General features: G+C 67.7%; 21 protein-coding genes. 13 read left to right on the plus strand and 8 right to left on the minus strand.

Annotation, left to right across the window (positions count from 1 at the left end; translation table 11 throughout):
* Positions 1-55 precede the first annotated feature (55 nt).
* Positions 56-1,411 (plus strand): glutathione-disulfide reductase, encoded by a 1,356-nt coding sequence (gene gorA, locus VEC57_12740; protein HYB99991.1) that lies wholly within the window; start codon positions 56-58, stop codon positions 1,409-1,411.
* On the opposite strand, the gene VEC57_12745 is transcribed toward gorA, so the two are convergent.
* Together VEC57_12745 and apaG are read right to left on the minus strand one after the other, a co-directional pair.
* Entirely contained in the window at positions 1,372-2,016 is a 645-nt protein-coding gene (locus tag VEC57_12745) for a DNA-3-methyladenine glycosylase (GenBank protein HYB99992.1), read from the minus strand. The two genes, gorA and VEC57_12745, sit on opposite strands and share 40 nt — an antisense overlap.
* 40 nt (positions 2,017-2,056) lie before the next feature.
* On the minus strand, positions 2,057-2,440 hold the full coding sequence (gene apaG, locus VEC57_12750) for a Co2+/Mg2+ efflux protein ApaG (protein ID HYB99993.1): 384 nt from the start codon (positions 2,438-2,440) through the stop codon (positions 2,057-2,059).
* 106 nt (positions 2,441-2,546) lie between these two features.
* On the opposite strand from apaG, the gene VEC57_12755 reads away from it, so the two are divergent.
* Together VEC57_12755 and VEC57_12760 are read left to right on the plus strand one after the other, a co-directional pair.
* A complete protein-coding gene (locus tag VEC57_12755) occupies positions 2,547-4,697 on the plus strand; it encodes a molybdopterin-dependent oxidoreductase (GenBank protein ID HYB99994.1) in 2,151 nt (716 codons plus the stop codon).
* A 270-nt stretch (positions 4,698-4,967) separates the two neighbouring features.
* Complete coding sequence (locus tag VEC57_12760; GenBank protein HYB99995.1) at positions 4,968-7,040, plus strand: ABC-F family ATP-binding cassette domain-containing protein; 2,073 nt, start codon at positions 4,968-4,970, stop codon at positions 7,038-7,040.
* 8 nt (positions 7,041-7,048) lie between these two features.
* Here the strand turns inward: VEC57_12760 and VEC57_12765 are convergent, their stop codons facing one another.
* Positions 7,049-7,687, minus strand: coding sequence for a hypothetical protein (locus tag VEC57_12765; protein ID HYB99996.1), 639 nt, complete (start codon positions 7,685-7,687; stop codon positions 7,049-7,051).
* 140 nt (positions 7,688-7,827) lie between these two features.
* Between VEC57_12765 and VEC57_12770 the strand changes: the two genes are divergently transcribed.
* Positions 7,828-8,361, plus strand: a complete 534-nt coding sequence (locus VEC57_12770) for an O-acetyl-ADP-ribose deacetylase (protein ID HYB99997.1) — start codon at positions 7,828-7,830, stop codon at positions 8,359-8,361.
* 132 nt (positions 8,362-8,493) lie between these two features.
* Here the strand turns inward: VEC57_12770 and VEC57_12775 are convergent, their stop codons facing one another.
* Positions 8,494-8,976: a DUF2267 domain-containing protein gene (locus VEC57_12775; GenBank protein ID HYB99998.1), complete on the minus strand. Its 483-nt coding sequence runs from the start codon at positions 8,974-8,976 to the stop codon at positions 8,494-8,496.
* Positions 8,977-9,137: 161 nt separating this feature from the next.
* Positions 9,138-10,163 (minus strand): glutathione S-transferase N-terminal domain-containing protein, encoded by a 1,026-nt coding sequence (locus tag VEC57_12780; protein HYB99999.1) that lies wholly within the window; start codon positions 10,161-10,163, stop codon positions 9,138-9,140.
* Positions 10,164-10,200: 37 nt separating this feature from the next.
* On the opposite strand from VEC57_12780, the gene VEC57_12785 reads away from it, so the two are divergent.
* The 4 genes from VEC57_12785 to VEC57_12800 all read left to right on the plus strand — a co-directional run bounded on the left by VEC57_12785 (position 10,201) and on the right by VEC57_12800 (position 15,448).
* Positions 10,201-11,292: an AraC family transcriptional regulator gene (locus VEC57_12785; GenBank protein HYC00001.1), complete on the plus strand. Its 1,092-nt coding sequence runs from the start codon at positions 10,201-10,203 to the stop codon at positions 11,290-11,292.
* A gap of 46 nt (positions 11,293-11,338) precedes the next feature.
* Positions 11,339-12,505 carry a glutathione S-transferase family protein gene (locus VEC57_12790; GenBank protein ID HYC00002.1) on the plus strand — a complete coding sequence of 389 codons (1,167 nt, stop codon included), beginning with the start codon at positions 11,339-11,341 and terminating at the stop codon, positions 12,503-12,505.
* Positions 12,506-12,675: 170 nt separating this feature from the next.
* Positions 12,676-14,994: a hypothetical protein gene (locus VEC57_12795; protein HYC00003.1), complete on the plus strand. Its 2,319-nt coding sequence runs from the start codon at positions 12,676-12,678 to the stop codon at positions 14,992-14,994.
* 43 nt (positions 14,995-15,037) lie between these two features.
* Positions 15,038-15,448, plus strand: a complete 411-nt coding sequence (locus VEC57_12800; GenBank protein HYC00004.1) for a GFA family protein — start codon at positions 15,038-15,040, stop codon at positions 15,446-15,448.
* A 75-nt stretch (positions 15,449-15,523) separates the two neighbouring features.
* Here VEC57_12800 and VEC57_12805 read toward each other — a convergent pair whose 3' ends face one another.
* Positions 15,524-17,275, minus strand: a complete 1,752-nt coding sequence (locus VEC57_12805; protein ID HYC00005.1) for a hypothetical protein — start codon at positions 17,273-17,275, stop codon at positions 15,524-15,526.
* 1 nt (position 17,276) lies between these two features.
* Positions 17,277-17,831, minus strand: a complete 555-nt coding sequence (locus VEC57_12810; GenBank protein HYC00006.1) for a DUF2889 domain-containing protein — start codon at positions 17,829-17,831, stop codon at positions 17,277-17,279.
* A gap of 172 nt (positions 17,832-18,003) precedes the next feature.
* Between VEC57_12810 and VEC57_12815 the strand changes: the two genes are divergently transcribed.
* A complete protein-coding gene (locus VEC57_12815) occupies positions 18,004-19,533 on the plus strand; it encodes a right-handed parallel beta-helix repeat-containing protein (GenBank protein HYC00007.1) in 1,530 nt (509 codons plus the stop codon).
* Positions 19,534-19,595: 62 nt separating this feature from the next.
* On the opposite strand, the gene thiC is transcribed toward VEC57_12815, so the two are convergent.
* The gene (gene thiC / locus VEC57_12820) at positions 19,596-21,215 is read right to left on the minus strand and encodes a phosphomethylpyrimidine synthase ThiC (protein HYC00008.1); all 1,620 of its coding nucleotides are present in this window, start codon (positions 21,213-21,215) and stop codon (positions 19,596-19,598) included.
* 179 nt (positions 21,216-21,394) lie between these two features.
* Here thiC and VEC57_12825 point away from each other — a divergent pair, with 179 nt between their 5' ends.
* The 4 genes from VEC57_12825 to VEC57_12840 are packed head-to-tail and all read left to right on the plus strand — an operon-like array spanning position 21,395 to position 24,274.
* On the plus strand, positions 21,395-22,948 hold the full coding sequence (locus VEC57_12825; protein HYC00009.1) for a redoxin domain-containing protein: 1,554 nt from the start codon (positions 21,395-21,397) through the stop codon (positions 22,946-22,948).
* 1 nt (position 22,949) lies between these two features.
* Positions 22,950-23,225 carry a hypothetical protein gene (locus tag VEC57_12830; protein HYC00010.1) on the plus strand — a complete coding sequence of 92 codons (276 nt, stop codon included), beginning with the start codon at positions 22,950-22,952 and terminating at the stop codon, positions 23,223-23,225.
* Positions 23,226-23,234: 9 nt separating this feature from the next.
* Entirely contained in the window at positions 23,235-23,465 is a 231-nt protein-coding gene (locus VEC57_12835; protein HYC00011.1) for a hypothetical protein, read from the plus strand.
* Entirely contained in the window at positions 23,462-24,274 is an 813-nt protein-coding gene (locus VEC57_12840) for an exodeoxyribonuclease III (protein HYC00012.1), read from the plus strand. Before VEC57_12835 ends, VEC57_12840 begins: the two co-directional genes overlap by 4 nt.
* Positions 24,275-24,277 lie beyond the last annotated feature (3 nt).

Below are 24,277 nucleotides of genomic sequence, written 5' to 3' on the forward strand. Positions count from 1 at the left end.
CCGGCCGGCCCGGCGCCGGTGTTGAGCCGCCGAGCGACTTTGGTAGTGCGGCGGCGTGACATCCCGATACGATCTCGTCGTTCTCGGCGCCGGCAGCGGCGGATTGGCGGGCGCCAAGCGCGCCGCTTCGTACGGCGCCAGGGTCGCCATCGTCGAGCAGGACCGCTTCGGCGGCACCTGCGTCATCCGCGGCTGCGTTCCGAAGAAGCTCATGGTGTACGCGGCCGAGTTCGCGCATGCGTTCGAAGACGCGCGCGGCTACGGCTGGGACATCGCCGCGCCGTCGCTGGACTGGCCGCGGTTGGTGCGGGCGCGCAATGCGGCGGTGGCATCGCTGGAGGCGACGCACGAGCGGTTGCTGAGCGAGGCGGGCGTGGAGATGCTGCGCGGACACGCACGCGTGACCGGCCCCCACACCGTCGATGTGGAGGGCCGAACGCTCGAGTCCCGTTACATCCTCGTCGCCACCGGCTCGCGGCCGTGGGTTCCGGAGCTCGAGGGCGCCGAGAACACGCTGACCAGCGACGGCTTCTTCGAGCTCGAGCGGCGGCCTGACGAGGTCGTGCTGGTGGGCGGCGGCTATATCGCCTGCGAGTTCGCCGGCATCCTGCGATCGCTCGGCGCCGCGGTTCACATGGTGCTGCGCGGCGAGCTTCCCTTGCGCGGGTTCGACGAGGATCTGCGCCGCGAGCTCGACGGCGCGATGCGAGCCGCCGGCATCATCATCCATACTCGCAGCCGCGTCACCGCCATTCGCCGCGGCGGTGACCGCGTGAGCGTGCACGTCGAGGGCAGCACGGGCCCCGGGGATCTGCGCGCCGACTGCTGTCTGCTCTATGCGACCGGACGCGTGGCCAACACCGACGGCCTCGGTCTGGAGGACGTCGGGGTGGAGCTGCACGCCAACGGCGCCGTCGTCTGCGGCGAGGACGGCGTCACGGCCGTGGGCAGCATCCTGGCAGTCGGCGACGTCACGGGCCGCGCGCCGCTGACGCCGGTGGCGATCCAGGCTGCGCGCGCCATCGCCGACCGCATCTTCGGCGGCAAGAACACCGTCATGAGCTACGAGAACATCCCGACGGCCGTCTTCACCGATCCGCCCATCGGCACCGTAGGCATGACCGAGCTCGAAGCGAGAAGCGTGCATGGCGAAGATGGCGTGCGCGTCTATAGGGCGCGGTTCCGGCCGCTGCTTCACAACCTGAGCGGCCGAGCTTCCTATACGCTGGTGAAACTGGTGGTGACGGCCGGCGAGGAGAAGGTGCTCGGCTGCCACGTCATCGGCCGCGATGCGCCCGAAATCATTCAGGGCTTCGCGGTGGCGGTGAAGATGGGCGCGACCAAGGCCGACTTCGATGCCACCGTCGGAATTCACCCTTCGACTGCGGAAGAACTGGTCACGCTCCGCTGACGCGACACCCACGGGTTGCCCGCCTCGTAGAAGCGCAGCGGCAGGTCGCTGGCCCTGGTGATGCCGATGCGCGCGGAAACCTCGACGCGAACGCCCGCGCGCCGCGCGCCGCGCTCGAGCCAGAGCCGGTCGCGTGCCAGCAGATCGATGCCGTCCAACTCCAACGTCACTTCGAGCGCCTGGCACAGCTTTCCGGGGCCGTTCATCAGCGCCACGCCCTCGGGCGCCACGCGAGCCGGCGAGGCCGCTGCGCGCAGCCTCCGCGCCAGCTCGAGCCCTTCGAGCGGCTCGGCCGCTCGGATCAGCACCGCCTCCCCGCGACCCGTGATGCCGGTGACCACGTTCAGGCAGACCGAGCGGTGGATGCGATAGACGTAGGCGAGCCCGGCGCGGCCGAACATCGAGCGGTTGCGCGCGCTCTGGCCGGCGAAGCTGTGGCTGGCAGGATCGTCGGGCAGGTAGGCCTCGGTCTCGACGATGCGCGCGCGGATGATGCCGCGGCAGGTTTCCCGCACGAGCACGCAGCCCAGCAGCGAGCGCGCGGCCGTCTGCGCATCGACCAGCCAGGAGCGGCTGATGTTGTTGCGGGTGGAAGTCGAGGCCATGGGCGGCAGCGACGCTGCGCCTGCCGGCGAAGCCGGCGCTTCAGTGCAGGGTCCGAGGCATCTGCAGCGAGAAGCGTGGAATGGCCGCGTGGAACACCTTCCCGTCCTCGCGATGCATCTCGTAGGCCCCGTGCATGGTCCCGACCGGGCCCTGGAGGATCGCGCCGCTGGTGTACTCGTGGCTCTCGCCGGGCGCCATGATCGGCTGCTCGCCCACCACGCCTTCACCCTCGACTTCTCGCACCGACCCGTTGCCCTCGGTGATGTACCAGTGGCGCCGCATCAGTTGCACTGTGGTTGGAGATTCGTTGATGATGCGCACCCGGTAGGCAAAGACGTACCGGTCGATGACCGGATCCGACTGCTCCGGCACGAAATACGACTCGACCTCGACGGCCACTCCCTCGGTCACGCTCTTTGGCACGGCCGCAATTAATCGAATGATCGGTATTGGCGCAAGCCTTGGACGCACCCCGGCCCCATCGGTCGGGCCCACTGGACTGGAGTGGGCGCCGTGACAGGATCCGACGATGCGTATCCACCACCGCACCTGCAACCTCTGTGAAGCTCACTGCGGCCTGATCATCGAGACGGAGGACCGGCGAATCGTCTCCATCCGCGCCGACGAGGACGATCCTCTCTCGCAGGGCTACATGTGCCCCAAGGGTTACGCGCTCAAGGATCTGTACGAAGATCCCGATCGCCTTCGCCGGCCGCTCATTCGCACGGGCGAGAGCTGGCGCGAGGCTTCGTGGGAGGAAGCGATCGCCGCAGCGGCGCGGGGGCTGCACGAGGTGCAGAAGCGGCACGGTGCCGATGCGTTGGCCAGCTACGTCGGCAACCCTACGGCTCATAATCTGGCGGCGATGCTGTCGCTGCCGGCGTTCCTGCGGCTGCTCGGGACGCGCAACAAGTACAGCGCCTCCTCGGTCGATCAGTTTCCGAAGATGCTGTCGGCCTATCTGATGTTCGGTGGACAGCTTTCGGTTGCCGTCCCGGATGTCGATCGCACCAGCTACTTCCTCATCCTCGGTGCCAATCCGCTGGTCTCCAACGGCAGCCTGATGACGGCGCCGGACATGAAACGGCGCCTGCGCGAGCTGCGCAGCCGCGGCGGGCGCATCGTCGTCGTCGACCCTCGCCGTACCGAGACGGCGGCGGCGGCCACCGATCACGTCTTCATCCGGCCGGGGACCGACGCGCTGCTGCTGCTGGCACTGATCAACGTCGTCTTCGAGGAGAACCTGGTCCGGCTCGGCGCAGCCGACGGCCGCATCGACGGCGTCGAGCACATGCGCGAGCTCGCTTACCCGTTCACGCCCGAGCGCGTGCAAGGCGCCACCGCAGTGCCGGCCGCCGACATCCGACGCATTGCCCGCCAGTTCGCGGCCGCCGACGGCGCGGCCTGTTACACGCGCATCGGCACCTGCGTGCAGGAATACGGCACCCTGGCGAGCTTCCTCGGCGACGTCCTCAATCTCATCACGGGAAACGTCGACCGCGTCGGCGGCATGATGTTCCCGAACCCGGCCGTGTCCTATTCCTCCAAGGGAAGCTACCGGCGCTGGAAGTCGCGAGTTCGCGGGCTGGTCGAGTTCGGCGGCGAGCTGCCGGTGGCATGCCTGGCCGAGGAGATCGAGACGGAAGGACAGGGACGGATCCGGGGCCTCTTCACGATGGCCGGCAATCCCGTGCTCTCCACACCCAATGGACGGCGCCTGGAAGCGGCCCTGGCAACGCTCGATTTCATGGTCAGCGTCGACCCGGCGCTCAACGAGACGACGCGTTTTGCCAACGTGGTACTGCCGCCGCGGCACGCGCTCGAGAACTCGCACTTCAGCCTGGTATTCCACAAGCTCGCGGTGCGCGACACGGTCAAGTTCTGCGATCCGGTGTTCGAGCCTGACGAGGACAGCCTCAGCGAATGGGAGATCACGGCGCGCCTGTCGGCCGAGCTGGTGCGGCTGCGCAATGAGGATGCCGTCGCGGCAGGAAAGCCGCCGGTGCCCAATCCGACCGAAGCGCACTTTTCGGCCACGCCCGAGCAGTTCATCGAAATGCTGCTGGCCGGCGGCCCCTATGGTCTGACGCTGGAGGAGATTCGTGCCCGGCCGGCTGGCATCGACCTCGGCCCCTTGAAGGAGGGCGGTTTGGATCGCGCCCTCCGGCACGAAGATGGCCGCATTCATCTGCAGCACGAGGAGATCGATGCGGAGGTCGCGCGCCTGTCGGCACAGCTTGCCGCGGGAGCCTTCGGCGGCGACGGCGCGGCCGGCAACGGCTTCCTGCTGATCGGGCGCCGTCAGCTGCGGTCGAACAATTCGTGGATGCACAACTGTGCCAGCCTCATCAAGGGGCCGGAGCGGTGCACTCTGCTCATGCATCCGTCCGACGCGACGCGGCTCGGTCTCAAGCACGGCCGCACCGTCTCCGTGGCAAGCCGCGTGGGCGAAGTGTCGCTCGCCCTCGAAGTGACCGAGGAGATGATGCCGGGCGTCGTCAGCATGCCGCATGGCTTCGGCCATTCGCGCGAAGGCACGCGCATGAAGCTGGCATCGGCAAAACCCGGTGCTTCGATGAATGACCTGACCGACGAAGCGATCACCGAGGGTCTGGTCGGCAACGGAGTTCTGACCGGCGTTCCCGTGCGTGTCAGCGCGTTTGAACGCGGGATGAGCTGACGCAAAATTCCCTTGACGCCCTCGGCACTCGGGCGTACCGTCATCTCCGGGTTCCGGGCGTTGCGTTGCACTTCCGCGAATGGACGCTCGCGAAACCAATGACAGGGCGTCCTACGGCGACGACCTAAACAGATACCGGTTCCGCAACCGGTAGGTTTCTGGAGGTGAGGTACGACCCTCACCTCCAGAATCTCTTTTTCCTTCCCTCCTTTTCTTGCGACTCCTTGCGAGTTGCTCGGCACGCTTCGCCTCTCTACAAGGGACGGTCCCGTGTCGTTGATCGTTCTGGAGAGCTGCGACCTCGCCTTCGGCGGTCGCTCCATTCTGTCGGGCCTCAATCTGCGGATCGGAGAAGAGGATCGCGTCGGCCTGGTCGGCCGCAACGGCTCGGGAAAGACGTGCCTGCTGCGCATCCTTGCGCGTCAGCAGGAGCCGGACTCAGGCGCCGTGCGCACCGCCAACGCGATGCGCACCGGCTATCTCCCCCAGGAAGTGGATGTGGCCGGCGGCCGCAGCCTGATCGATTCGGTGCTGGCGAGCGTGCCGGGCCGCATCCAGCTCGAGCAGGCCCTGGAGGTCGTCGAGCAGGAGCTGGCGGAGGCGCAGACCGAGTCCGAGCAGATGGAGCTGTCCGAGAAGCTCGCCACGCTCCACGACGACCTCCTCCACTTCGACGGCAACTTCTCCCCGCACGAGGCACACGCCATCCTCGACGGACTCGGCTTCCGCCCTGGCGATGCGCAGCGCGATCTGTCGGAGTTCAGTGGCGGCTGGAAGATGCGGGCGGTGATGGCCTCGCTTCTGTTCCAGAAGCCCGACCTTCTGATGCTGGATGAGCCGACCAACCACTTGGATGTGACGACCATCGGCTGGCTGGCAGATTTTCTGAAGCGCTTCCGCAACGCGCTGGTGCTGGTCTGCCACGACCGCGATTTCCTCAACGAGCAGATCAACCGCGTCGTTTCCTACGAGCCCGAAGGGGTGCGCCAGTACGCGGGCAATTACGAGGACTACCGCCGCCAGCGCGCCGAGGAGGCCGAGGTTCTGGAGCGGCGCGCCGCCAATCTCGCACGCCAGCGCGAGCAGGCCGAGCGCTTCATCCGCCGCTTCCGCGCGCAGGCGACCAAGGCGCGCGCGGTGCAGAGCCGCATCCGCGCGCTCGACAAGCTCGACGACGTGGTCACGCTGAGCGAGGAACGCAGCCTGAGCTTCCGCTTCCCTCCCTGCCAGCGCTCGGGCATCGACGTCGTCACGATCAAGGACCTGGGGCATGCCTACGGCAGCCAACACGTGTTCGATGGAGTCTCGGCCACCATCCGTCGCGGCGACAAGGTCGCCATCATCGGCCCCAACGGTGCAGGCAAGACGACGCTGCTCAAGATCCTCGCGGGGGAGATGGCGACAACGCGCGGCGAGGTGAAGCTCGGCCACAACGTCAAGCCCGGCTACTACGCCCAGCACGTCACCGAGAAGCTGGACGTGCGCAACACGATCTTCGACGAAGTCTGGCAGCACAGCGCGTACGACGACATCACGCAGGTGCGCAACGTGCTGGGCACCTTCCTGTTCTCGGACGACGACGTCGAAAAGGGGATCCGCGTGCTGTCGGGCGGGGAGAAGGCGCGCGTGGCACTGGCGCGCCTGATGGTCGATCCGGGCAACCTGCTTCTCATGGACGAGCCCACCAACCACCTCGATCTCGAATCCTCGGAGGCGCTGGCGGATGCACTGAGCACGTACGACGGCACGATCGCGTTCGTCAGCCACAACCGCACGTTCGTTCGGCGCCTGGCCACGCGCATCTGGCACGTACACGACGGCACCATCGAGGAGTTCCCGGGGACGCTCGACGAGTTCCTCTATCACCTGGCGCAGGCCCGCCGTCGCGCGGACAAGGACGGTGCGGGTCGCCCGGTGACGGCCGACGTGATCGACCGTCCCGTCGAGACCGTGGCAGGCAATGGCAGCCAGGCCGCGCGCAAATCCCGTGACAGCAAGGCGCGCGGCGCGCCGACCGCGCCCGGCGCTGGGCAAACGCCGCATCCGGCTGGCGCGCAGCGCAGCGCACAGACGCCGCATGCGCAGGCTCGAGCCGAAGCGGCGCGGCCGCAGAAGAACAAGGCGCGAGAGCTCGAGCGAAGGATCGCCGACTACGAGGCGCGCATCGCCGCCATCGAGAAGGCGCAGGAAGAGCGCAGCCGCGAGCTGTCCGATCCGGCCGTCTACGCCGACCATTCGCGTTACGGCACGCTGCTGGCTGCCTACACCGACGACAAGAACAAGCTCGAAGAGCTCATGCTGCGCTGGGAGCAGGCGCAGGCGTCCCTGGCCGAGATGTCCTAGAGACGCCGCTACGGCTGCGGCGCGCCGACACCGGTTGCCAGCCCCGCGGCGAAGCGCTGTACGTCGATCGGCCCGAGGTTGGCCAGGAAATCGCGGTGCGAGCGGCCGGCGCGGTACGCAGGCTCACGCTCGGGGTGGCGAAGCAGTCTGTGGATACGGTCGAGGTCGGCTTCCAGAAGGATGGTCCCGTGCAGCAGCATCGCGTGGCGGCTGCGCTTGAGCGCGACGCCGGCCACCTTGCGATCGCTCCAGCACAGATCGCCGCTCTCGTCGGCACGCAGATCGGTGGCGGCACCGGCCGCGGCCAGCGCGGCCATCGTGATCCGATTGCAGAAACGCTTGGACCCGGGGATGGTCGCGAGCTCTGCGTCGTGCTCGTAGGGAAGCACGAACGCGTACTGCAGGGTTCCTTCGCCGACGACGACGGCGCCGCCTCCGCTCGATCGTCGCAGCACCGCCACGCCTTCGTCACGACATCCATCGAGATCGACCTCGCGATCGACGCGCAGGCTGACCCCGAGCACCACCGCCATCTGCGACGTCTGCCACACGCGCGTCGTCGCCCCCGATCCGGCTGCGGCGAGCAATGCGAAGTCGCGCTCGAGCTCAACTCGGGCGAGGCAGTCGTCGCCGCTCAGCAACTGCACGGGGGGCGCGTTACGCAAGGCATATTGCGCGGCACACACGGACGGCACGGCGTGCACATTGCCACGACCGGGTGCATGTGGCGATCCTGCTTCCTATGCCGGCTCGGACACGACTAACGTTTTCGTCGGAGAGCGAAGCCATGGCCAGGCTCACCTTCGTTCACGGCGACATCACGCAGCAACAGGTCGATGCCATCGTCAACGCCGCCAATGAAGCGTTGGTGGGCGGCGGCGGCGTCGACGGCGCCATTCATCGTGCCGGCGGGCCGGAGATCATGGCCGAGTGCGAACGCATCCGTCACGACCTCGGCGGCTGTCCCACCGGAAGCGCAGTGCATACCACTGCGGGGCGCCTGCCGGCGCGCGCCGTCATTCACACGGTCGGACCGGTGTGGCGAGGCGGGATGAGCGGCGAACCGCAGCAGCTCGCCGCATGCTACCGCAACGCGCTGGCGCTGGCCGCCGAGCGCGGGTATCGAACGGTGGCCTTCCCTTCGATCAGCACCGGTGTCTACGGCTATCCCATTCGGCAGGCCGCTGCAGTGGCCGTCTCGACCATCCAGGAAGAGCTGCGCACGCACCCCGAATCCTTCGATGAAGTGCGGATGGTGCTGTTCAGCGAATGCGACCTCGCCGTCTACGAAACAGCGCGCGCAGAGGGCCGCCGCCGCTGAGCCGCGGCGGCGCGTCTTGGCCGCAGCGTTGCCACCGATTCGGTGGCAGCGTTGCGGCCGCCGGCGTACCGCCGATGTCGTGCGGCCGCCGGGTCGAGGCTGGTGCTGCCGTGCAGCCTTCGGCGCATGGATCTACGCCGCGGCGGCCGGCATCTGCCCCTGCTCGAACATCCTCCAGAGCTGTCGCAGATCCTCGGGCAGCGAGCCCTCGATCTGCTGCGACTGGCCCTGGGAGATGCGTCTGGTGATCACGCGGACGACGGCGTACATGTAGCGCATCGGGTCGGGGTTGCGGACGTTATTGGCGGAAAGGTTCTGAGCGATCTGCTGGAGAAACTCGTTGCGGTCGTACTTGATCGGCTTGTCGCGGAGCTGGAAGCCGTTGAAGTACAGGCCCGCCACGAGCAGCGGGAGCTGACCGCCCAGATGCACGGCTTCGGCGGCCGGGAGCCGGTCTCGCAGCAGGTGAAGAACCGCGCGCAGCGCCTGCAGCGCCTCCTGCGCGTTCTCCGAGTGCAGCTCGGTCATGATTTCGTGGATCCAGGTGTTCGCCGTCTGCAGGCTCTGATCGAAGACGTGGACGCCGGGGCCGGCGCCAGTTGTTTTGGTTTCCATGTTCGTCCCTCTCGCGAGTTTTCTCTCGAGAGAGCCGATCGGCAGAGGATGCCGGCGGCAGGTGGCTCATGGAGGGGCCTCTGTCGCGACCGCTCTCCGTCCTGTTCTGGCTCGGACGCTTGAAAACTACGCGGATTCGATGCGATCAGCGTCAATGACCATCACGCGGCGACGTTGAGGTATCGCAGACATCCGGTTTCACCCAGCAGCGCCTCGAGCTCACCACGGTCGGAAATCGACAGCGCCTGCCAGTGAGCGAGAAGCTCGCGAGAACAGCGCGCCTGATACCCGTAGGCGCTGCGCCGATAGGCGTGCCCGTCGACTTCCGCTTCGAACGTCTCGCGGCTTGCCGCAACGGCCGCCGCGTTCGCTGCCATGAAGGGGAAGTAGCCGCGCGCTGCCAGCCGCAGCAACGAGCGGCGCGTTTCGGTCGCGACCTCATCGTTGAAAACCCACTCGCCTTCGACGCCGGATGCATCATCGAGCTGCATCACCCACAGCTCGACGCTGGGCGCGATCTCGCGCGCGATGCGCTGCGGAAGCGGGTCGGTGACCAGCTCGCTCAGCTGTCCGTAAAGCGCGAAGTCGGCCAGCGACGGCCGCGTGCCGAACAGATATCGCGACTGCGTCGCCAGCGGCGCGAGCATGCGCAGCAGCTCGCGGTAGTGGGACTCGATGATGGCGCCGTTGCTCGCACCGCCGCAGACGATGTCCATACGCCCGCGCTGGCGCGTGAAGACCTCGCGCTCGAGCATTTCGCGGGTCGGCGCGTCCACGTCACCCGCACGTTCCCGAATGATCCAGCGGGCCGCGAAACGGCCAGTGTCGTCCTCGACCCATCGAAAATAATACATCGCCTGCATGAACCACTCGTCGGCCATGTCTTCGATGAGGTGACAGAGGAAAGCGGCAGCGGGATCGGGTGGAACGATGCTGCGAGCGCCGGGATGGCGCGCTTCGAGCTCGTGCGCCAGGGGAGTCGTGTCGACGGCATATCGCATCGAGCCGTCATCTGCCGGAATGCCGAGGATCGGAATGAGACGCGGACGGACCGCTTCGATGGCCGGGCCCATGTCGGGTCCTCGCAGCCGCCAGACGTGCGGCAATCGGCGGTAGCGCAGGATCGCACGCAGCTTCCGCGAAAAAGGGGAGGGGTTGGCGCCGATGATTTCGTAAGGCTGGTTCACAGGATTCCTTTGCGAGCGCCGCAGCTTAGCGGCGCGCATGCCGGCGGTCCTGGCTGCGCGGGTCAACTTTTGGTCGCCGGCGGCCAGCTGGTATGGCTGCGCGCGCAACATGCCAGCTCCGGGCAGCACACTGAATACCTGGGCCATCGTCGTCGCGCGCACGCTGGAGGCTCGCGGCATCGACAGCGCCGAGCTGTTTCGCCAGGCCGGCATGGATCCGGCCATCCTCGGCGACCCCAACGGCCGCTATTCCGTCGCACAAATGGCGCGCCTCTGGCGCCTGGCCGTGCAGGCCACGGGCGACCGGTGCCTCGGCATTCATGCCGCCGAGTACGTGCAGCCGGCGACGTTCCACAACCTCGGCCTCGCGCTGCTGGCCAGCGTGACGCTGGAGGATGCGCTGGTGCGCGCAGCGCGCTACTCGCGCATCGTCAGCAACGCCGCCGACGTCACCGTCGATGAGACGCGCGAAGGCATCCGCCAGACCCTCACGTTTCGCCGCGGCATGCCGCAGGTGGACGAGGACATCGATTTGTTCATGGCGGCCTCACGCAAGATGGGCGATCTGCTGACAGGCCGCCAGATCAAGCCACGCCAGATTCGCCTGCGGCGGCGCGCCACGCCGGAGATGGCCGCCGAGTTCGAGCGCTTCTTCGGCGTGCCCGTGGAGTTCGGGGCGGGCGAGAACTCATTGATGGTGGGTCTCGAGGACGCGCGCCGGCCTCTGCCGATGGGCAATGCCGTTCTGGCGGGCCAGACCGATCGCATCATGCTCGAGCAGATCGCGCGCAGCGACGATGCATCCATCGCCGAACGCGTGCGCGCGGAGCTGATCGCACGCTTGCCATCGGGAGAGCCCGGCCGCGCCGATCTTGCGCGCGTGCTGGCGATGAGCGAGAAGACGCTGCAGCGCCGGCTCAAGGACGAGCGAACGACGTACCAGCACCTGCTGGACGAGACGCGACGCGAGCTTGCCGAGGAGTATCTGCGCGACGGGGGACTCTCGGTTTGCGAGGTGACGTTTCGGCTGGGGTTTTCGGACCAGAGCAGCTTTACGCGGGCGTTCAAGCGGTGGACCGGCGTGGCGCCAAGAGAGTTTCGGGCACGGCCCGGCCCGCCTCATCTTTGACCCGCAAGGCCAAGCGACCCGCGTCCCATTCCGCTATGGTGCCGGCATGAACACGACCGCCGCCCCCTACACCCACTTCATGCTCTGGTGCTCCTACTATAGCGGGAAAATGCAGGCCTACCTGCGCTACAAGGAGATCCCGCACGTCGACGTGGAGCCGCAGTGGTGGGAGCTGGCCAACGTCGTCTACCCCAACACCGGCCGCATGCAGGTTCCCGCCATCCGCACGCCCGATGGCCAGTGGATGACCGACAGCACTCCGATGATCGAGTGGTTCGAGCAGCGCTTCCCGCAGGGACCGGTGCTGCCCGACGATCCCTACCAGGCCTTCTTCTGCCGCCTGCTCGAGGACTACGCCGACGAGTGGCTGTGGCGGCCGGCGCTCCACTATCGCTGGTCCTATTCCGAGGACGCCCGCGCGCTCGGCGCCCGCTTCTCCGATACGTTCCTCAAGGACTGGCTGATGCCCAAGGCGATCATGTCGGTGATGGCCCAGCGTCGTCAGTACCGCCTGTACGTCGCCGGCGACGGTGTGACGGCCGAGACGAGAGCGCACGTCGAGCAGACCTATCGGACGGCGCTCGAGCGCCTCGAAGCGATCCTCTCACGCCAGGCGTTCCTGCTCGGCGACAAGCCCTGCCTGGCCGACTTCGGCTTCTTCGCCTCGATGTTTCGACACTTCAGTCAGGATCCGACGCCGAGTCGCATCATGCACGAGCGCGCTCCGAACGTTTACGCCTGGCTCGGTCGTCTGTGGTCGTCGCGCGCGTCGACGCTGACGGGTGAGCATGCGGCGCCGGGAATGCTTCCCGAGGGATGGACGCCGCTGCTGAAGGACATCGGCGAAACCTACCTGCCCTACCTGCACGCCAACGCGAAGGCCTGGAGAGAGAACTGCCGCCGCTTCGATGTCACGGTGCAGGGCGTCACCTACCGAAACCTTCCCGTCGTGCAGTACCGTGTCTGGTGCAGGCAGGAGTTGCAGCGTCATTACGCAGCGCTTCCCGAGGCCGCGCGCGCGCAGGTCGAGCGTACGCTCGTGCAGGCCGGCTGCATGGAGCCGCTGCTGCGCGACGGGACGATCGAGTCGGGGCTGCACGCGACCTCGCGTCCGCCGATCTGCCAGCCGCGGCCGATGAGCTTCCGTCAGAAGTTTGCCGGCTACGTCACCGGCACGCACTGGCGGCCGCAGCGCGCGCCGGTCCGGCCGTGACCGTGCGTCCCGCCTCGCCGAGAATCACGGCGGGGCTTTCGCATTCCTCCGTGTAGCGCTGCCGGCGCGTGCCGCGCAGCCGCGCGATTGTGCGCCCAAGCCTCTTGTTGGCTGGCGCACGCGGGGCCTACGATCGTTTCTCGCCGCTCGCTCAGGGACAGGAGGGACCCATGCCACGACCTCGGCTTTCCTGGCCGCTCGCCATCGCCGCCGCCATCTGCATCTTCCAGAGCGCGCCGGCCGCACACGCCGCGCCATGCTTCGCCACCGATGGCGACGGGATCTTCGACAAGGACTCCAGCATCAACGGCGTCATCGCCATCACCGCCGAATCCTCCAGCGCCGTACCTGCGGCGGCCGACCCCTACGACTGCTCTTCGCTCGACTTCCTCATCACCGCCGGCGGCCTTCTCGAGCTCGACGGCGATCCGGGAAGCGGCAGCATCGCCGCCCTCATTCTCGACGACCTGACCATTCAGGCGGGCGGCGCGATCCGCGCCGACGGGCTCGGCTGCCGTCCCGACGCCGGCACGCCTGGCCAGGGTCCCGACGTAAACAACCTCTGCATCACCGGCGGTCCCGGCGCCGGCGGCAGCGGGAACGACTTCGGCGGCTCGGGTGGCGGCGGGCACGGCGGTCGCGGCGGCAACGGCGGAATCGGCAGCGGCGGCGCAACCTACGACTCGGCAACCGAGCCGGTGTTCTTCGGCGCCTCGGGCGGCAGGACGGGTGCAGCGATTGAGCCGGGCGGTCCCGGCGGCGGCGTCGTGCGAATCCTCGCTCATAGTCTCGTGCATGACGGCGTCATCAGCGCCCATGGCGGTGCCGGCGGAGGCGTGGGAAACCGAACGACCGGAGGCGGTGCGGGCGGCTCCATCTACATTGAAGTGGTGGAGCTCGGCGGCACCACCGGAACCTTCGAAGCCAGCGGGGGCGACGGGGCCGCAGCGGTCACCGTGGGCGGAGGCGGCGGCGGCGGCAGGATTGCGATCGCGTTCGAATCCTCGACGTTCGACTTCGATGCCGGCGATTTCGACGTCTCGGGCGGTACCGGCCTCGATGCCGGCGCGAACGGAACCGTCTACGTCCATGACGTGCAGGACGGGATCGTCACGATCTTCCACGGCTTCACGTTCACGGATCACGATCACATGGCCAGCCAGTGGACGAGCACGCCCTCGGCCACGAATCAGTACTGCGACGAATCCATCACAGCCGATGCTACGCCGTCGATCCATGCAGCGACACTCACGTTCGGCGGCAGCCTCCGCTGTCCTGCCAGCATCGGCTCCTTCGGCATCGTGCAGAGCGACGGCGAGTCGGCGCTCGAGCTGAGCCCGGAGTCGATGATCGAGGTGCACGGCGCATTGTTTCTGCAGGCAGCGGGCGACTTCATCGTCGGCAACGACTCGACAATCTCCAACACGCGGCGCGCCACCGACCTCACCATCGAGATCGCTGACGATGACGATCAGACCTGGTCGGGCGTCACCGTCGACGGCGCCCGCGAAGGCCGTATCGACATCGATGCCGCCATCGACCTCTCGCTGACCAACGGCACGTCGGTACGCGGCAACCCGCGCTGGCTGAATCTTTCGAGCCTCGGCGTGGACGCCACCTCGCTCGTCTCTGCCGACGAGAAGGGTTGCGATGCACAGTTCAGCGGAGTCAGCAGCGCCGGCATGGCGCCCGACTGCACCAACGTGTGCCAGCGTGGCCAACGCGGCGCCGGCGGAGCGGGCAACGACTTTGGCGGCTCCGGTGGCGGCGGACACGGCGGCAAGGGCGGCGCCGGCGTGGTCGGCGCGGGCGGCGACAGCTTCGAGGCAATTCCCGACCCGCGCCTGTTCGGTGCTTCCGCCGGCAACACCGGAGCGGCAACGGACGACGGAGGCGCCGGCGGCGGGCTCGTCGAGCTTCGCATCAGCGGAGCGCTCACCAACGACGGCGCCATTACGGCGCGCGGCGAGGACGGCGGCGGCGGTGGCAACCGGATAACGGGCGGCGGCTCGGGCGGAACGATCAACATCCGCGCCGCCACTCATGCGTGCACGACCGGAGGCTCGTTCTCCGTGGCAGGTGGTGACGGCGCCGAGCCGGGCGCCGGCGGTGGTGGCGGCGGACGGTTGCGTGTCGAGGTGGATGCCGACCAATGCGTGGCCGCGCCGTTGGCGGCGCTGAGCGCCGAGACGGTCGCACCGGGCGGCGCGGGCGGAGCGCTGGCGGGCGACGGCCTTCCCGGCACGATCGCGCTGTCGACCGGCTCGGCCTGCGCCGATCCGCGCCTGGTCGCGGGACAGCCGCAGCCTCGCGTGGTCAATGCGAGCGATTCGCTGATGATCCTGCAGACGGCGGTCGGAACCCAGTGCTGCAGCCTCTGCGTGTGCGACATCAACGATTCGATGTCGGTGACGGCTACCGATTCGCTCGCCGCGCTCAAGGCAGCCGTCGGCAGCGAGGTGGCGCTGGATTGTCCGGCCTGTCCGTAGGAGCTTTTCGCGTCCGGGTGCCGAGCCAGAACAGGAGGAGCCCATGGAGCTCGAAGGCGGCTGTTACTGCGGCGCAGTCCGTTACCGCGCCACCGGCGATGCGATGTTCAGCGGCCAGTGCCACTGTCGGGAGTGCCAGTACATCAGCGGCGGGCATCCCAACGTCATCCTCGGCATGCCGGAGTCGGGATTTGCCTGGACCAGGGGCGAGGGAAAGCCTTTCCGCCGCAGCGACCTCGCAAACCCCGTCACGCGCGAGTTCTGCGCCGAGTGCGGCACGCACCTCACCTCGCGCCCGCCCGGTCTTCCCGGCGCCGTGCTCATCAAGATCGGTACGCTCGATGATCCGAGCGTCTTTACCGGACCACAGATGGTCATCTGGACCATCGACAGGCAGAGCTTCCATCACATTCCCGAAGGCGTGCCGGTCTTCCAGAAGGTGCCCGGCGCATAGCGCTGGGCCGGCGGTGCCAGGGGCCGGGCCGGCGGCAGCGACGTTGCGCCCGCCAGCGCCAGCAAAGTTTCCGTCTCAGCCCTGCGGTTGGATGCGCAGGCGCACCGCCGCCGGAGCGGGCAGGCTCACGTCCAACCCCGCTTCGAGCTCTTTCGCCGAGCGCGTCACGCTCGTGCCGGTTGCCGCGTCGGTGACGAGGTAAGAGCGCTCCGTCTCGACCACGAACCACTGCGGAAGGCCGTTCAGCCGCGGGTACTCCTTCGGCAGATTCCACGTCCGCGCGTGACGCGGGACGTCCAAGACGATTCGCCCCGACCACGGCCTGCCCGCCTGGACGTGCACGAACAACTCACGCGTCTGCGGATTCATCGAGGCGCCCACGGCCACGTCCTCGTTCCACGGCACGGCGCGCACGCCGAGGGACTTGTAGTGTGCATACAGCATCGCGGTGCGGATGAAGTTGCCGTCCAGGTACCAGCGCTCGACGAAGCCGTCATCGTGCTGCTTGCCGAACAGGACCTCGATCTCGTCGTCGACCCAGCGCATGCATTCGGCAATGGGGCGGAACGGCAGCATGTACAGCATCGACTCGAGCGTGTCGGCGTAGCCGTCCATGTATCGCCATTCCCATTCGAACGACCGCCGCGTGGCGGCGGCGCGCATGATGCGCTCGATCTCCGCGCCGTACACGTCGGTTCCCTCGGCCAGATCGAAGGCGTGGTAGCCGGTGAGCACATATCCCCAGGTGTCGGCAACGTCGGCATCGATGGGGTTGCGCGAAGCGGCATCGTAGGAGTCGTGGAACATGCCGTCGCTCGTGCGCGGCAGACGCAGCACCGCGTCGAGAAAGTGCCGGATCGGCTCGCGGTAGCGCTGCGCCGCGGCTCGGCCCGACAGCTTTTCGACCAGGTAGAGCTCGCCGAGGCCCGGCACCAGTTCCGAGCCGTGATCGCGCAGCCGGAACTCGGCGCTGGCCGGCCTCATCGTCGGGAAGTGCCACAGCCTGGCAGGCAGTCCGTGGTTCTTGGGCATGACGTCGAACAGATACGCGTCGGCGATGCGCTCGGCCGCCGCGATGTATTTCTCGTCGCGGGTGGCGAGCCACAGCCGCGACAGCACGATGAGCAGTTCGCCGTTGACTTCGGTGCCGTCGCTGGCGAGCCGGCCGCGCGGCGTCTCGACCGGCGCGGCCTCGAGGACCGCATCGATGTCTTCGATCATCCGGTCCAGCCACGGCCCGCGCCCGAGCCGCTCGGCGACCGCGAGCAGGCCGTCCTTGCTGTACTCGACCGCACCGAAGATGTCCGCCTCCAGCCGGCGCTCGATTCGAATGCCCGACGGCAGCGCGATCTGGCACGGCAGGCGGCCGCAGATGCGGCGCTCGGCGGCCATGGTGTCCAGCCACGGCTGCACGCCGCCGGCGTCGAGCTCGTGCGCCGCGTACAGCAGATACGGGAAGAGATCGGCCCCAACGTCCTCGGAGTTCCAGTAGCGCATGTGCGCGACCGGAGACTTCGGGATCAGGCCTGTGGCAGGACCGCGCAGCGTCTCCCACGCATCGAGAACCCGCCGTGCTCGCACGTAAGCCTCCTGCCCGAGCACCGCGTTGATGCGAGCCGCCGCATCGTAGCTTCCCGCCGCCACAGCGCCATGCAGCTGATCGACCAGCAGCCTGCGGGGGCTGCTGCGGTCGGCGGGCAGGATCGGGCGCATGAGCAGCGGCGGCTGCTTCGGCAGGGGCGCCGGGTCTGCCTCCGGCGCCGCGCACGCCGCGGCGACGAGCAGCAGCGACAGCGCCGCTGCCATGCAGGCCGACAGGACGGCCAACTCAGACCTCGCGCACCGGCATTTCCGGATCGCGCAGGACGAGCGGCTCGGCCTTCTCGGCGATCAGGCTCTCGCGCTCGTCGCTATAGGTGAAGCAGGTGTTGCGCATGCCCGGAATGGCGGCGTTGACGGCGCGCCAGCGATCGATGGGCACGTCGGCGCGCTCGCGCTGCTCCTTGGGCACCTGCGAGAAGAAGCGCACGAAGTGGAGCTGGTACGCCGCCTGCGCGATCTCGACCACGAGTTCGGAGACGCGGTGGCAGCCGCCGCCGCCGCCGACCGCCTTTCGCGCCTCCAGCGTAAAGCCGCGCCCCACGCGCATTCCCACGAGGCGCTCCACGTTGGGGCGCGTCATGTTGCAGACGTTGGTGAACGGCCCGTTGCGGACCTCGCTGCGTGCGGCGACGATCTCGAGCGAAGGGTGAAGGATCTCGACCTCGACGTGCACGTCGTGGACCTCGTCCTGCAGAATTGCCTCGATCAGGAAGCGATCGCCCTCGACGGGATAGATGCTGACGGACTTGTTGCGGTGAAAGATCGCGCGAACCTGGGCCATGGCCCTATATCCCGATGCCGGTCCCGCTTGTCGAACGCGTCCGGCATGACCGCAGACGACTGGTGCGCGGCCGCCACGCATTGACTTAACGGCGTCGCCGCATTCTCATCGGCGCCTTTCTCGGACCTGGCACCGTGCGCCGGGACAGCCGCAGATCAAGGGAGGGATTTTCATGTTTCAGGAGTTTCGCGTCCTGCTCCTCGCCATCACCCTGGCGGGTTTGACCGCGGCGTCCGCCACTCCAGCCCATGCCGTTGCGGTGACCGCCGGTGAATTCTTCGGTGCCTGCCCGGGCCCCATCTTCGTCAGCCAGGACACGGAGATTTCCGGCGCCGTCCAGATCCCCGGCGACTGCACCGTCAGCGTCGATGCCGGCTTCGCGCTGACAATGGACCGCGTCAAGCTGACGGCAGGCACGTTCCGCCTCCAGGGGGACGCATCGTCCGTGTCCATCACCAAGAGCAAGCTTTCCTCCTCCGGCGCCGACGGCATCACGCTCGACTCGGAAGGGCCGATGACGATTGCGGAGAGCAAGATCGTCGCCGTGGCAGGCGGCATCAACATCCCGCCCAAAGGCGATCTGCTGGTGGACGGCAGCGCGATTTCGGCGTTCGGTCAGCTCGTCATCGGCGGCCCCGGCGGGCTGCGACAGATCGTCGGCAGCCAGCTGTCGTCGGAGACCGAGATCAGGCTGGCGCCCGGATTCACGCCGACCTTTCAGCCCACCTCCACGACGATCGATTCGAGCACGCTGGTCTCGCTCGGATCGATCAAGTTCTGGGGCGCCAGCTCCTACGACATCCTCGACAGCCGTGTCGAGGCCCTCGGCGGCGGCTCCGCGATCGATTTCGGGCAAGGCGCCTACCAAAGGACATGCAACCTGGTTGATTCCAGCTTCTCGTCGCCCGGCGGCAACACGCGGGTCTGGGGCGCGTGCGACTTCTTCGTTCAGGGCACGAAGCTGGACGCCATGGGCTCGATCGACTTCGGGCTGGGCGGCACGACCACTCTCGACGACGCTTCGCTGGCCGCGGAGACGGGGCCGGTCACGTGGATGGGCGGCGCGGTGACGATCGACGGCTCCGACCTCGAGGGGACCGACCTGACCTTCGGCAACGGCGGCGGAGTGGCCGTGGCCGCGAGCTCGCTGCAGACACCCGGCAGCATCCGCGTCCAGACGGCTGGTCCCGTCACGTTCGACGATTCCAAGCTGACCGCGGAGGCCGACAGCCCGACTGCACTTTGGATAACGAACGGCAGCGGGCGCTCGATCACCAACAGCAAGGTCAAGATCAAGAACGGCGGGGCATGGCTCATCGGCGGCGGGCCGCTCGTGCTGGGCAACATCAAGCTGTCGTCCAAGAGCGACGAAGGCCTCGTGCTGGAAGGATCGTCCTCCGCCAACATCAGCAACTCGCGCATCTCGACGCTCGGGCAGATCGCCGCGCGCTATTACGACGACATCTCGATCTCGCTGACCAAGGTGAAGACCGAGGGCGGCCTGGGCCTGCTCGCCGAGAGCGGCTCCAGCGGCGACAGCACGCTGACCGAGAGCAGCATCAAGGGGCCGCAGATGGCCATCCGTTCGTACGGCAGCACCTCGGCCATCGACAACAAGCTCATCATCGAGGGAACGGTCGAGCTCAGCTCGGTCGGCACCTGCACTTCCAGCGGCAACAATCCCGACGTCGCGTGCTTCTGAGAAAGGTCGCCGTCCGTCACTGCTGGCGTGCGCGCGAATGGTGATGGACGGCGCCTGGACCGCTACTGCACGCTGACGCGGTCGGGCGCCGGCGAGCCGATGTCTCGATACTCTCGCGCCTTCTCTTCCATTCCCTTCTCGACCGCCGCCGCCTCGGCCACGCCGCGCTGGCGCGCGTACTCGCGCACCGACTCGGTGATTCGCATGGAGCAGAACTTGGGGCCGCACATCGAGCAGAAGTGCGCGTGCTTGGCGTTCTCGGCCGGCAGCGTTTCGTCGTGGAATTCGCGCGCCGTCTCCGGATCGAGGGAGAGGTTGAACTGGTCCTCCCAGCGGAATTCGAAGCGCGCCTTGGACAGGGCGTTGTCGCGGTCCTGCGCGCCCGGATGCCCCTTGGCCAGGTCGGCGGCGTGGGCGGCGATCTTGTAGGCGATCACGCCGGCCTTGACATCCTCGCGGTCGGGCAGGCCCAGGTGCTCTTTGGGCGTCACGTAGCACAGGAGCGCGGTGCCATAGGAGCCGATCATCGCCGCGCCGATGGCCGAGGTCAGATGATCGTAGCCGGGCGCGATGTCGGTCGTCAGAGGCCCGAGCGTGTAGAACGGCGCTTCGTGGCAGACGGCGAGCTGGCGATCCATGTTCTCGCGGATCAGGTGCATCGGGACGTGCCCCGGTCCCTCGATCATCACCTGCACGTCGTGCTCCCACGCCTTCAGCGTCAGCTCGCCGAGCGTATCGAGCTCGGCGAACTGCGCCTCGTCGTTGGCGTCGGCGATGCAGCCAGGACGCAGGCCGTCGCCGAGCGAGAAGCTGACGTCGTACTTCTTCATCACCTCGCAGATCTCGTCGAACCGCTCGTAGAGGAAACTCTCCTTGTGATGCGCCAGGCACCACTGCGCCATGATCGATCCGCCGCGCGAGACGATGCCGGTTAGGCGGCTGGCAGTCAGCGGAATGTACGCCAGCCGCACGCCGGCGTGGATGGTGAAGTAGTCCACGCCCTGTTCGGCCTGCTCGATGAGCGTCTCCATGAAGATGTCGAAGGTGAGGTCCTCGGCGCGCGCGACCTTCTCGAGCGCCTGATAGATAGGCACGGTGCCGATGGGCACGGGCGAGTTGCGGATGATGGCCTCTCGCGTCTGGTGGATGTCGGCGCCGGTGGAAAGATCCATCACCGTGTCGGCGCCCCAGCGGGTGGCCCACAGGAGCTTGTCGACCTCGTCCTGGATCGAAGAGCGGATCGCCGAGTTCCCGATGTTGGCGTTGATCTTCACCAGGAAGTTGCGCCCGATCACCATCGGCTCCAGCTCGGGATGACGGATGTTGGCAGGCAGGATGGCGCGGCCGCATGCGATCTCCGCGCGCACGAACTCCGGATCGACGTTCTCGCGAATGGCGGCGAACTGCATCTCCTCGGTGACGACTCCCCGCCGTGCCCAGTGCATCTGCGACATGTTGCGGTCGCCGCTGGCCAGCCGCTTCTCGATCCACGGCTTGCGAAGAGGCGGCAACCCGCGCGCGACGTCGCGCTCGGCCGGTCCGGATGTGTCGTAGACGCGCAGCGGCGGCTCACCGCCCGACAGCGAGATCTCGCGGCAAGGCACGGGCATCTGCTCGCTGTGGTAGACCTTGCGCGAGCGCGGAAAGCTGTCGGCGATGGGAGGCAGGCTGGATTTGCTCATGAAGTCCTCGATTCGATGGCGCGCCCTGGAAGTGCAGCAGGACGCGGCTCAACCCTCTTCTTGTTAGACCCTTCCGCTGCAAGGGAGTCAACGCGTGCATCCGGCGATGTTGACTCACGCGCGGGAGAGCGGGACAAGATCGGGCCGCGCCGCACGCACGCCGCTTCGCCGATCGTTGCGTGGGCTGCATCGGCGGAACGTGCAACGTGCTCGAAGCCGGCAACATCGCTCCATCGTTCGATCTCGTCGATGTCCGCGGCGGCCGCGTCGTCACGCTCGACTCGCTGCGGGAGCGCGGCCCGGTCCTACTGGTCTTCGTGGAAGCCGACTGTCCGACCTCGCGCTTGACGCTCGAGCGGCTGGCGGCCGTTTCTGCCGCCGTCGAAGCCGCCGGTACGACGCTGCTGGCGGTGCACGAGGATCCGGTGCCGGTGGCGCGGGAAACGATGAACGCCTGCGGCGCCGGCTTCGCCGCGCTGTCGGAGCCCGATCCGTACACCGTCTCGCAAGCGTTCGGCCTGCGCGCCGTGCCGAGCGCGTTCCTGATCGACCGCGACGGCCGCGTGCAATGGTCGCTCGAGGGATGGAGCCGCGCCGAATGGACGACGCTGCTCGAACGCCTCTCCGTGCGCGGCGACCCCGCATGGCCGCCGAGCCCGGAGACCAAGCCCGGCTGCGGCTCCAAGAACACGCTGAGCGCGGAGCTTCGCGCGACGTGCCCTACGGATGCCGGGTTCGACGAGATCGAAGACATGTTCGAGCGCGGCTGGACCGACGGCCTGCCGGTGGTGCCGCCGACGCGGCCGCGCGTACGGCGCATGCTCGGCGACTACGATGCCAGCGTCAGTCTGGGCGCGGTGCCGCCGGGCATGGGGGAGCTGACGCTGGAGCGGCTTGCGGCCTGCGCCGTGCTTGCCGGATGCCACCCAAGCTATTTTCCGACCGTGAAGGCCGCGGCCGAAGCGGTGCTGGATCCGGCGTTCAACGTTCACGGCGTCACCAACACCACGCACTCGTGCAGCCCGGTCCTGATGATCAACGGACCCGTGCGCGCAAGGATCGGCATCAACTGCGGCATCAACTGTCTGGGCGGCTGGAACAGAGCCAACGCCACGATCGGCCGCGCAATCCGGTTGATGATCGGCCTGACCGGCCGTGGCAGGCCCGGCTCGCTCGACCGTGCGACGATGGGTCAGCCGGGCAAGATCAGTCTGTGCTTCGGCGAGAATGAAGAAGCCAGTCCGTGGGAGCCGCTGTCGGTCACGCGCGGCATGCCCGAGGGACGAAGCGTCGTCACCGTCATCGCCGCCGACGGCCCCACCACCGTCTCCGATCACTACAGCCGCGATCCGCAGCAGGTGCTGACCACACTGGCGCTGGCCGGCGCCGCGGCGTTCTCGCCCCATTTCTTTCCGCTGGCCGCCGATACCGTGTTCGTGCTCTCGCCCGAGCACGCCGCCACCTTCGCGGGCGCCGGCTGGGGCAAGCGCGAGGTCGCCGCGCGTATGGTCGAGGCTTCCAAACGTCGCGCCGGCGACATCCGCACCGGCGATCAGGGCCCCTTCACCGCCATGCTCGACGACGAGGCCATGATCGCCAAATGGACGAGCGCCGACGAGATCGTTCTCGTCGTCGCCGGCGGCGATGCCGGCCGTTTTTCCGCGGTGCTCGCGCCGTGGGTGGGATTCGGGCTCGGCTCCTCGATGACGAGCCGGCTCATCGACGAGGTGTGAGATGCAGGAATACGTAAGCCCCTTCGACGATCGCAGCACGGAACCGGTCGAGCATGCGCCCCGCCTGTCCTCGCTTGCCGGCAAGCGAGTGACGATGCTGTCGATCCGCAAGCCCAAATCCGCCGAGTTCCTCGACGAGCTCGGCCGCCTGCTGACCGACCACGGCGCCATCGTCACGCAGATGGAGAAGCCGACGTTCACGCGGCCGGCGCCCGCGGACGTGCTCGAGCGCGTACGGGCCGGGAGCGACGCGGTCGTCGAGGCGCTGGCCGATTGAGGATCCTGCGTGTCGTGCAGTGTGCACGACGTGGTTCGCCTGGAGAAGAGCGGCATCCCGACCGTGGCGGTGGCTACCGAGGCTTTCGTGGACGAGGCACTCGACCAGTCGCGTCTGCTGGGCATGCCTGCCTATGAAGTCGTGTATCTTCCGCACCCGGTCGCCATCCTCGATGAGGAGAACATCCGGCGCCTGGCTCGGGAGACCGCACGGAGCATCATCGAGAGGCTGGTGGCTTGACCCGAATCATCACCTGGAACGTCAACGGCATCCGGGCCGTCATCAAGAAGGGGTTCTGCGATTTTCTGGAGAGGGAGCGTCCCGACATCCTGTGCCTGCAGGAGGTCAAGTGCACTCCCGAGCAGATGCCGGTGGCCGAGCTCGAGCGCTTCGGGAGCCTCGGCTACACGGTGCACTGGAACCCGGCCAGAAAAGCCGGGTACAGCGGCGTGGCCACCTTCTGCAGGGCGGAACCGTTGTTCGTCACGCCCGGCACGGACTTCGAGCGCGGAGAAGGGCGCGTGCTGATCACCGAGCACGGCGATTTCACGCTGTACAACTGCTACTTCCCCAATGGCCGGCAGACCGCGGCCGGGCCGGACCCGCAGCGACTCGCATTCAAGCTCGAGTTCTATGAGCGCGTGCTCGAGCAGATCGAGGAGGAGCGCGCCGAGGGCAAGAACGTCATCGTCACCGGAGACTGGAACACGGCCCTGGAAGAGATCGATCTGGCCCGGCCAAAGGAGAACCAGGGGCAAACGGGCTTTCTCCCCGAGGAACGCAACGCCCTGCGCCGGTTCGTCGACCGAGGCTGGGTGGACGTCTTTCGTCATTTCCATCCTGCCCATCTGTACGAGGGGCGCCGTCCCGAGGAGCGCGACTACACCTGGTGGAGCTACTGGCCGGGTGCGCGCGAGCGCAATCTCGGCTGGCGCATCGATCACTACTTCGTCAACGAAGAGATGATCCCGCTGCTACGAGACGCGGCCATCTGGGACGATGTGCAGGGATCGGATCATTGCCCCGTCGTTGCGGACTTGAAGATCTGAAGG

The sequence above is a fragment of the Candidatus Limnocylindrales bacterium genome (assembly GCA_035626395.1).
Classification (GTDB): Bacteria; Desulfobacterota; Binatia; order UBA1149; family CAITLU01; genus DASPNH01.

Bases quoted from the DNA above. Each gene is read 5' to 3' on its own strand.
- VEC57_12775 (HYB99998.1), bottom strand. From the start codon at position 8,976: ATGGAAACCAAAACAACTGGCGCCGGCCCCGGCGTCCACGTCTTCGAT.
- VEC57_12785 (HYC00001.1), top strand. From the start codon at position 10,201: ATGCCGGCGGTCCTGGCTGCGCGGGTCAACTTTTGGTCGCCGGCGGCC.
- VEC57_12830 (HYC00010.1), top strand. From the start codon at position 22,950: ATGCAGGAATACGTAAGCCCCTTCGACGATCGCAGCACGGAACCGGTC.
- VEC57_12800 (HYC00004.1), top strand. From the start codon at position 15,038: ATGGAGCTCGAAGGCGGCTGTTACTGCGGCGCAGTCCGTTACCGCGCC.
- VEC57_12755 (HYB99994.1), top strand. From the start codon at position 2,547: ATGCGTATCCACCACCGCACCTGCAACCTCTGTGAAGCTCACTGCGGC.
- VEC57_12810 (HYC00006.1), bottom strand. From the start codon at position 17,831: ATGGCCCAGGTTCGCGCGATCTTTCACCGCAACAAGTCCGTCAGCATC.
- VEC57_12745 (HYB99992.1), bottom strand. From the start codon at position 2,016: ATGGCCTCGACTTCCACCCGCAACAACATCAGCCGCTCCTGGCTGGTC.
- thiC (HYC00008.1), bottom strand. From the start codon at position 21,215: ATGAGCAAATCCAGCCTGCCTCCCATCGCCGACAGCTTTCCGCGCTCG.
- VEC57_12795 (HYC00003.1), top strand. From the start codon at position 12,676: ATGCCACGACCTCGGCTTTCCTGGCCGCTCGCCATCGCCGCCGCCATC.
- VEC57_12770 (HYB99997.1), top strand. From the start codon at position 7,828: ATGGCCAGGCTCACCTTCGTTCACGGCGACATCACGCAGCAACAGGTC.
- VEC57_12790 (HYC00002.1), top strand. From the start codon at position 11,339: ATGAACACGACCGCCGCCCCCTACACCCACTTCATGCTCTGGTGCTCC.
- VEC57_12815 (HYC00007.1), top strand. From the start codon at position 18,004: ATGTTTCAGGAGTTTCGCGTCCTGCTCCTCGCCATCACCCTGGCGGGT.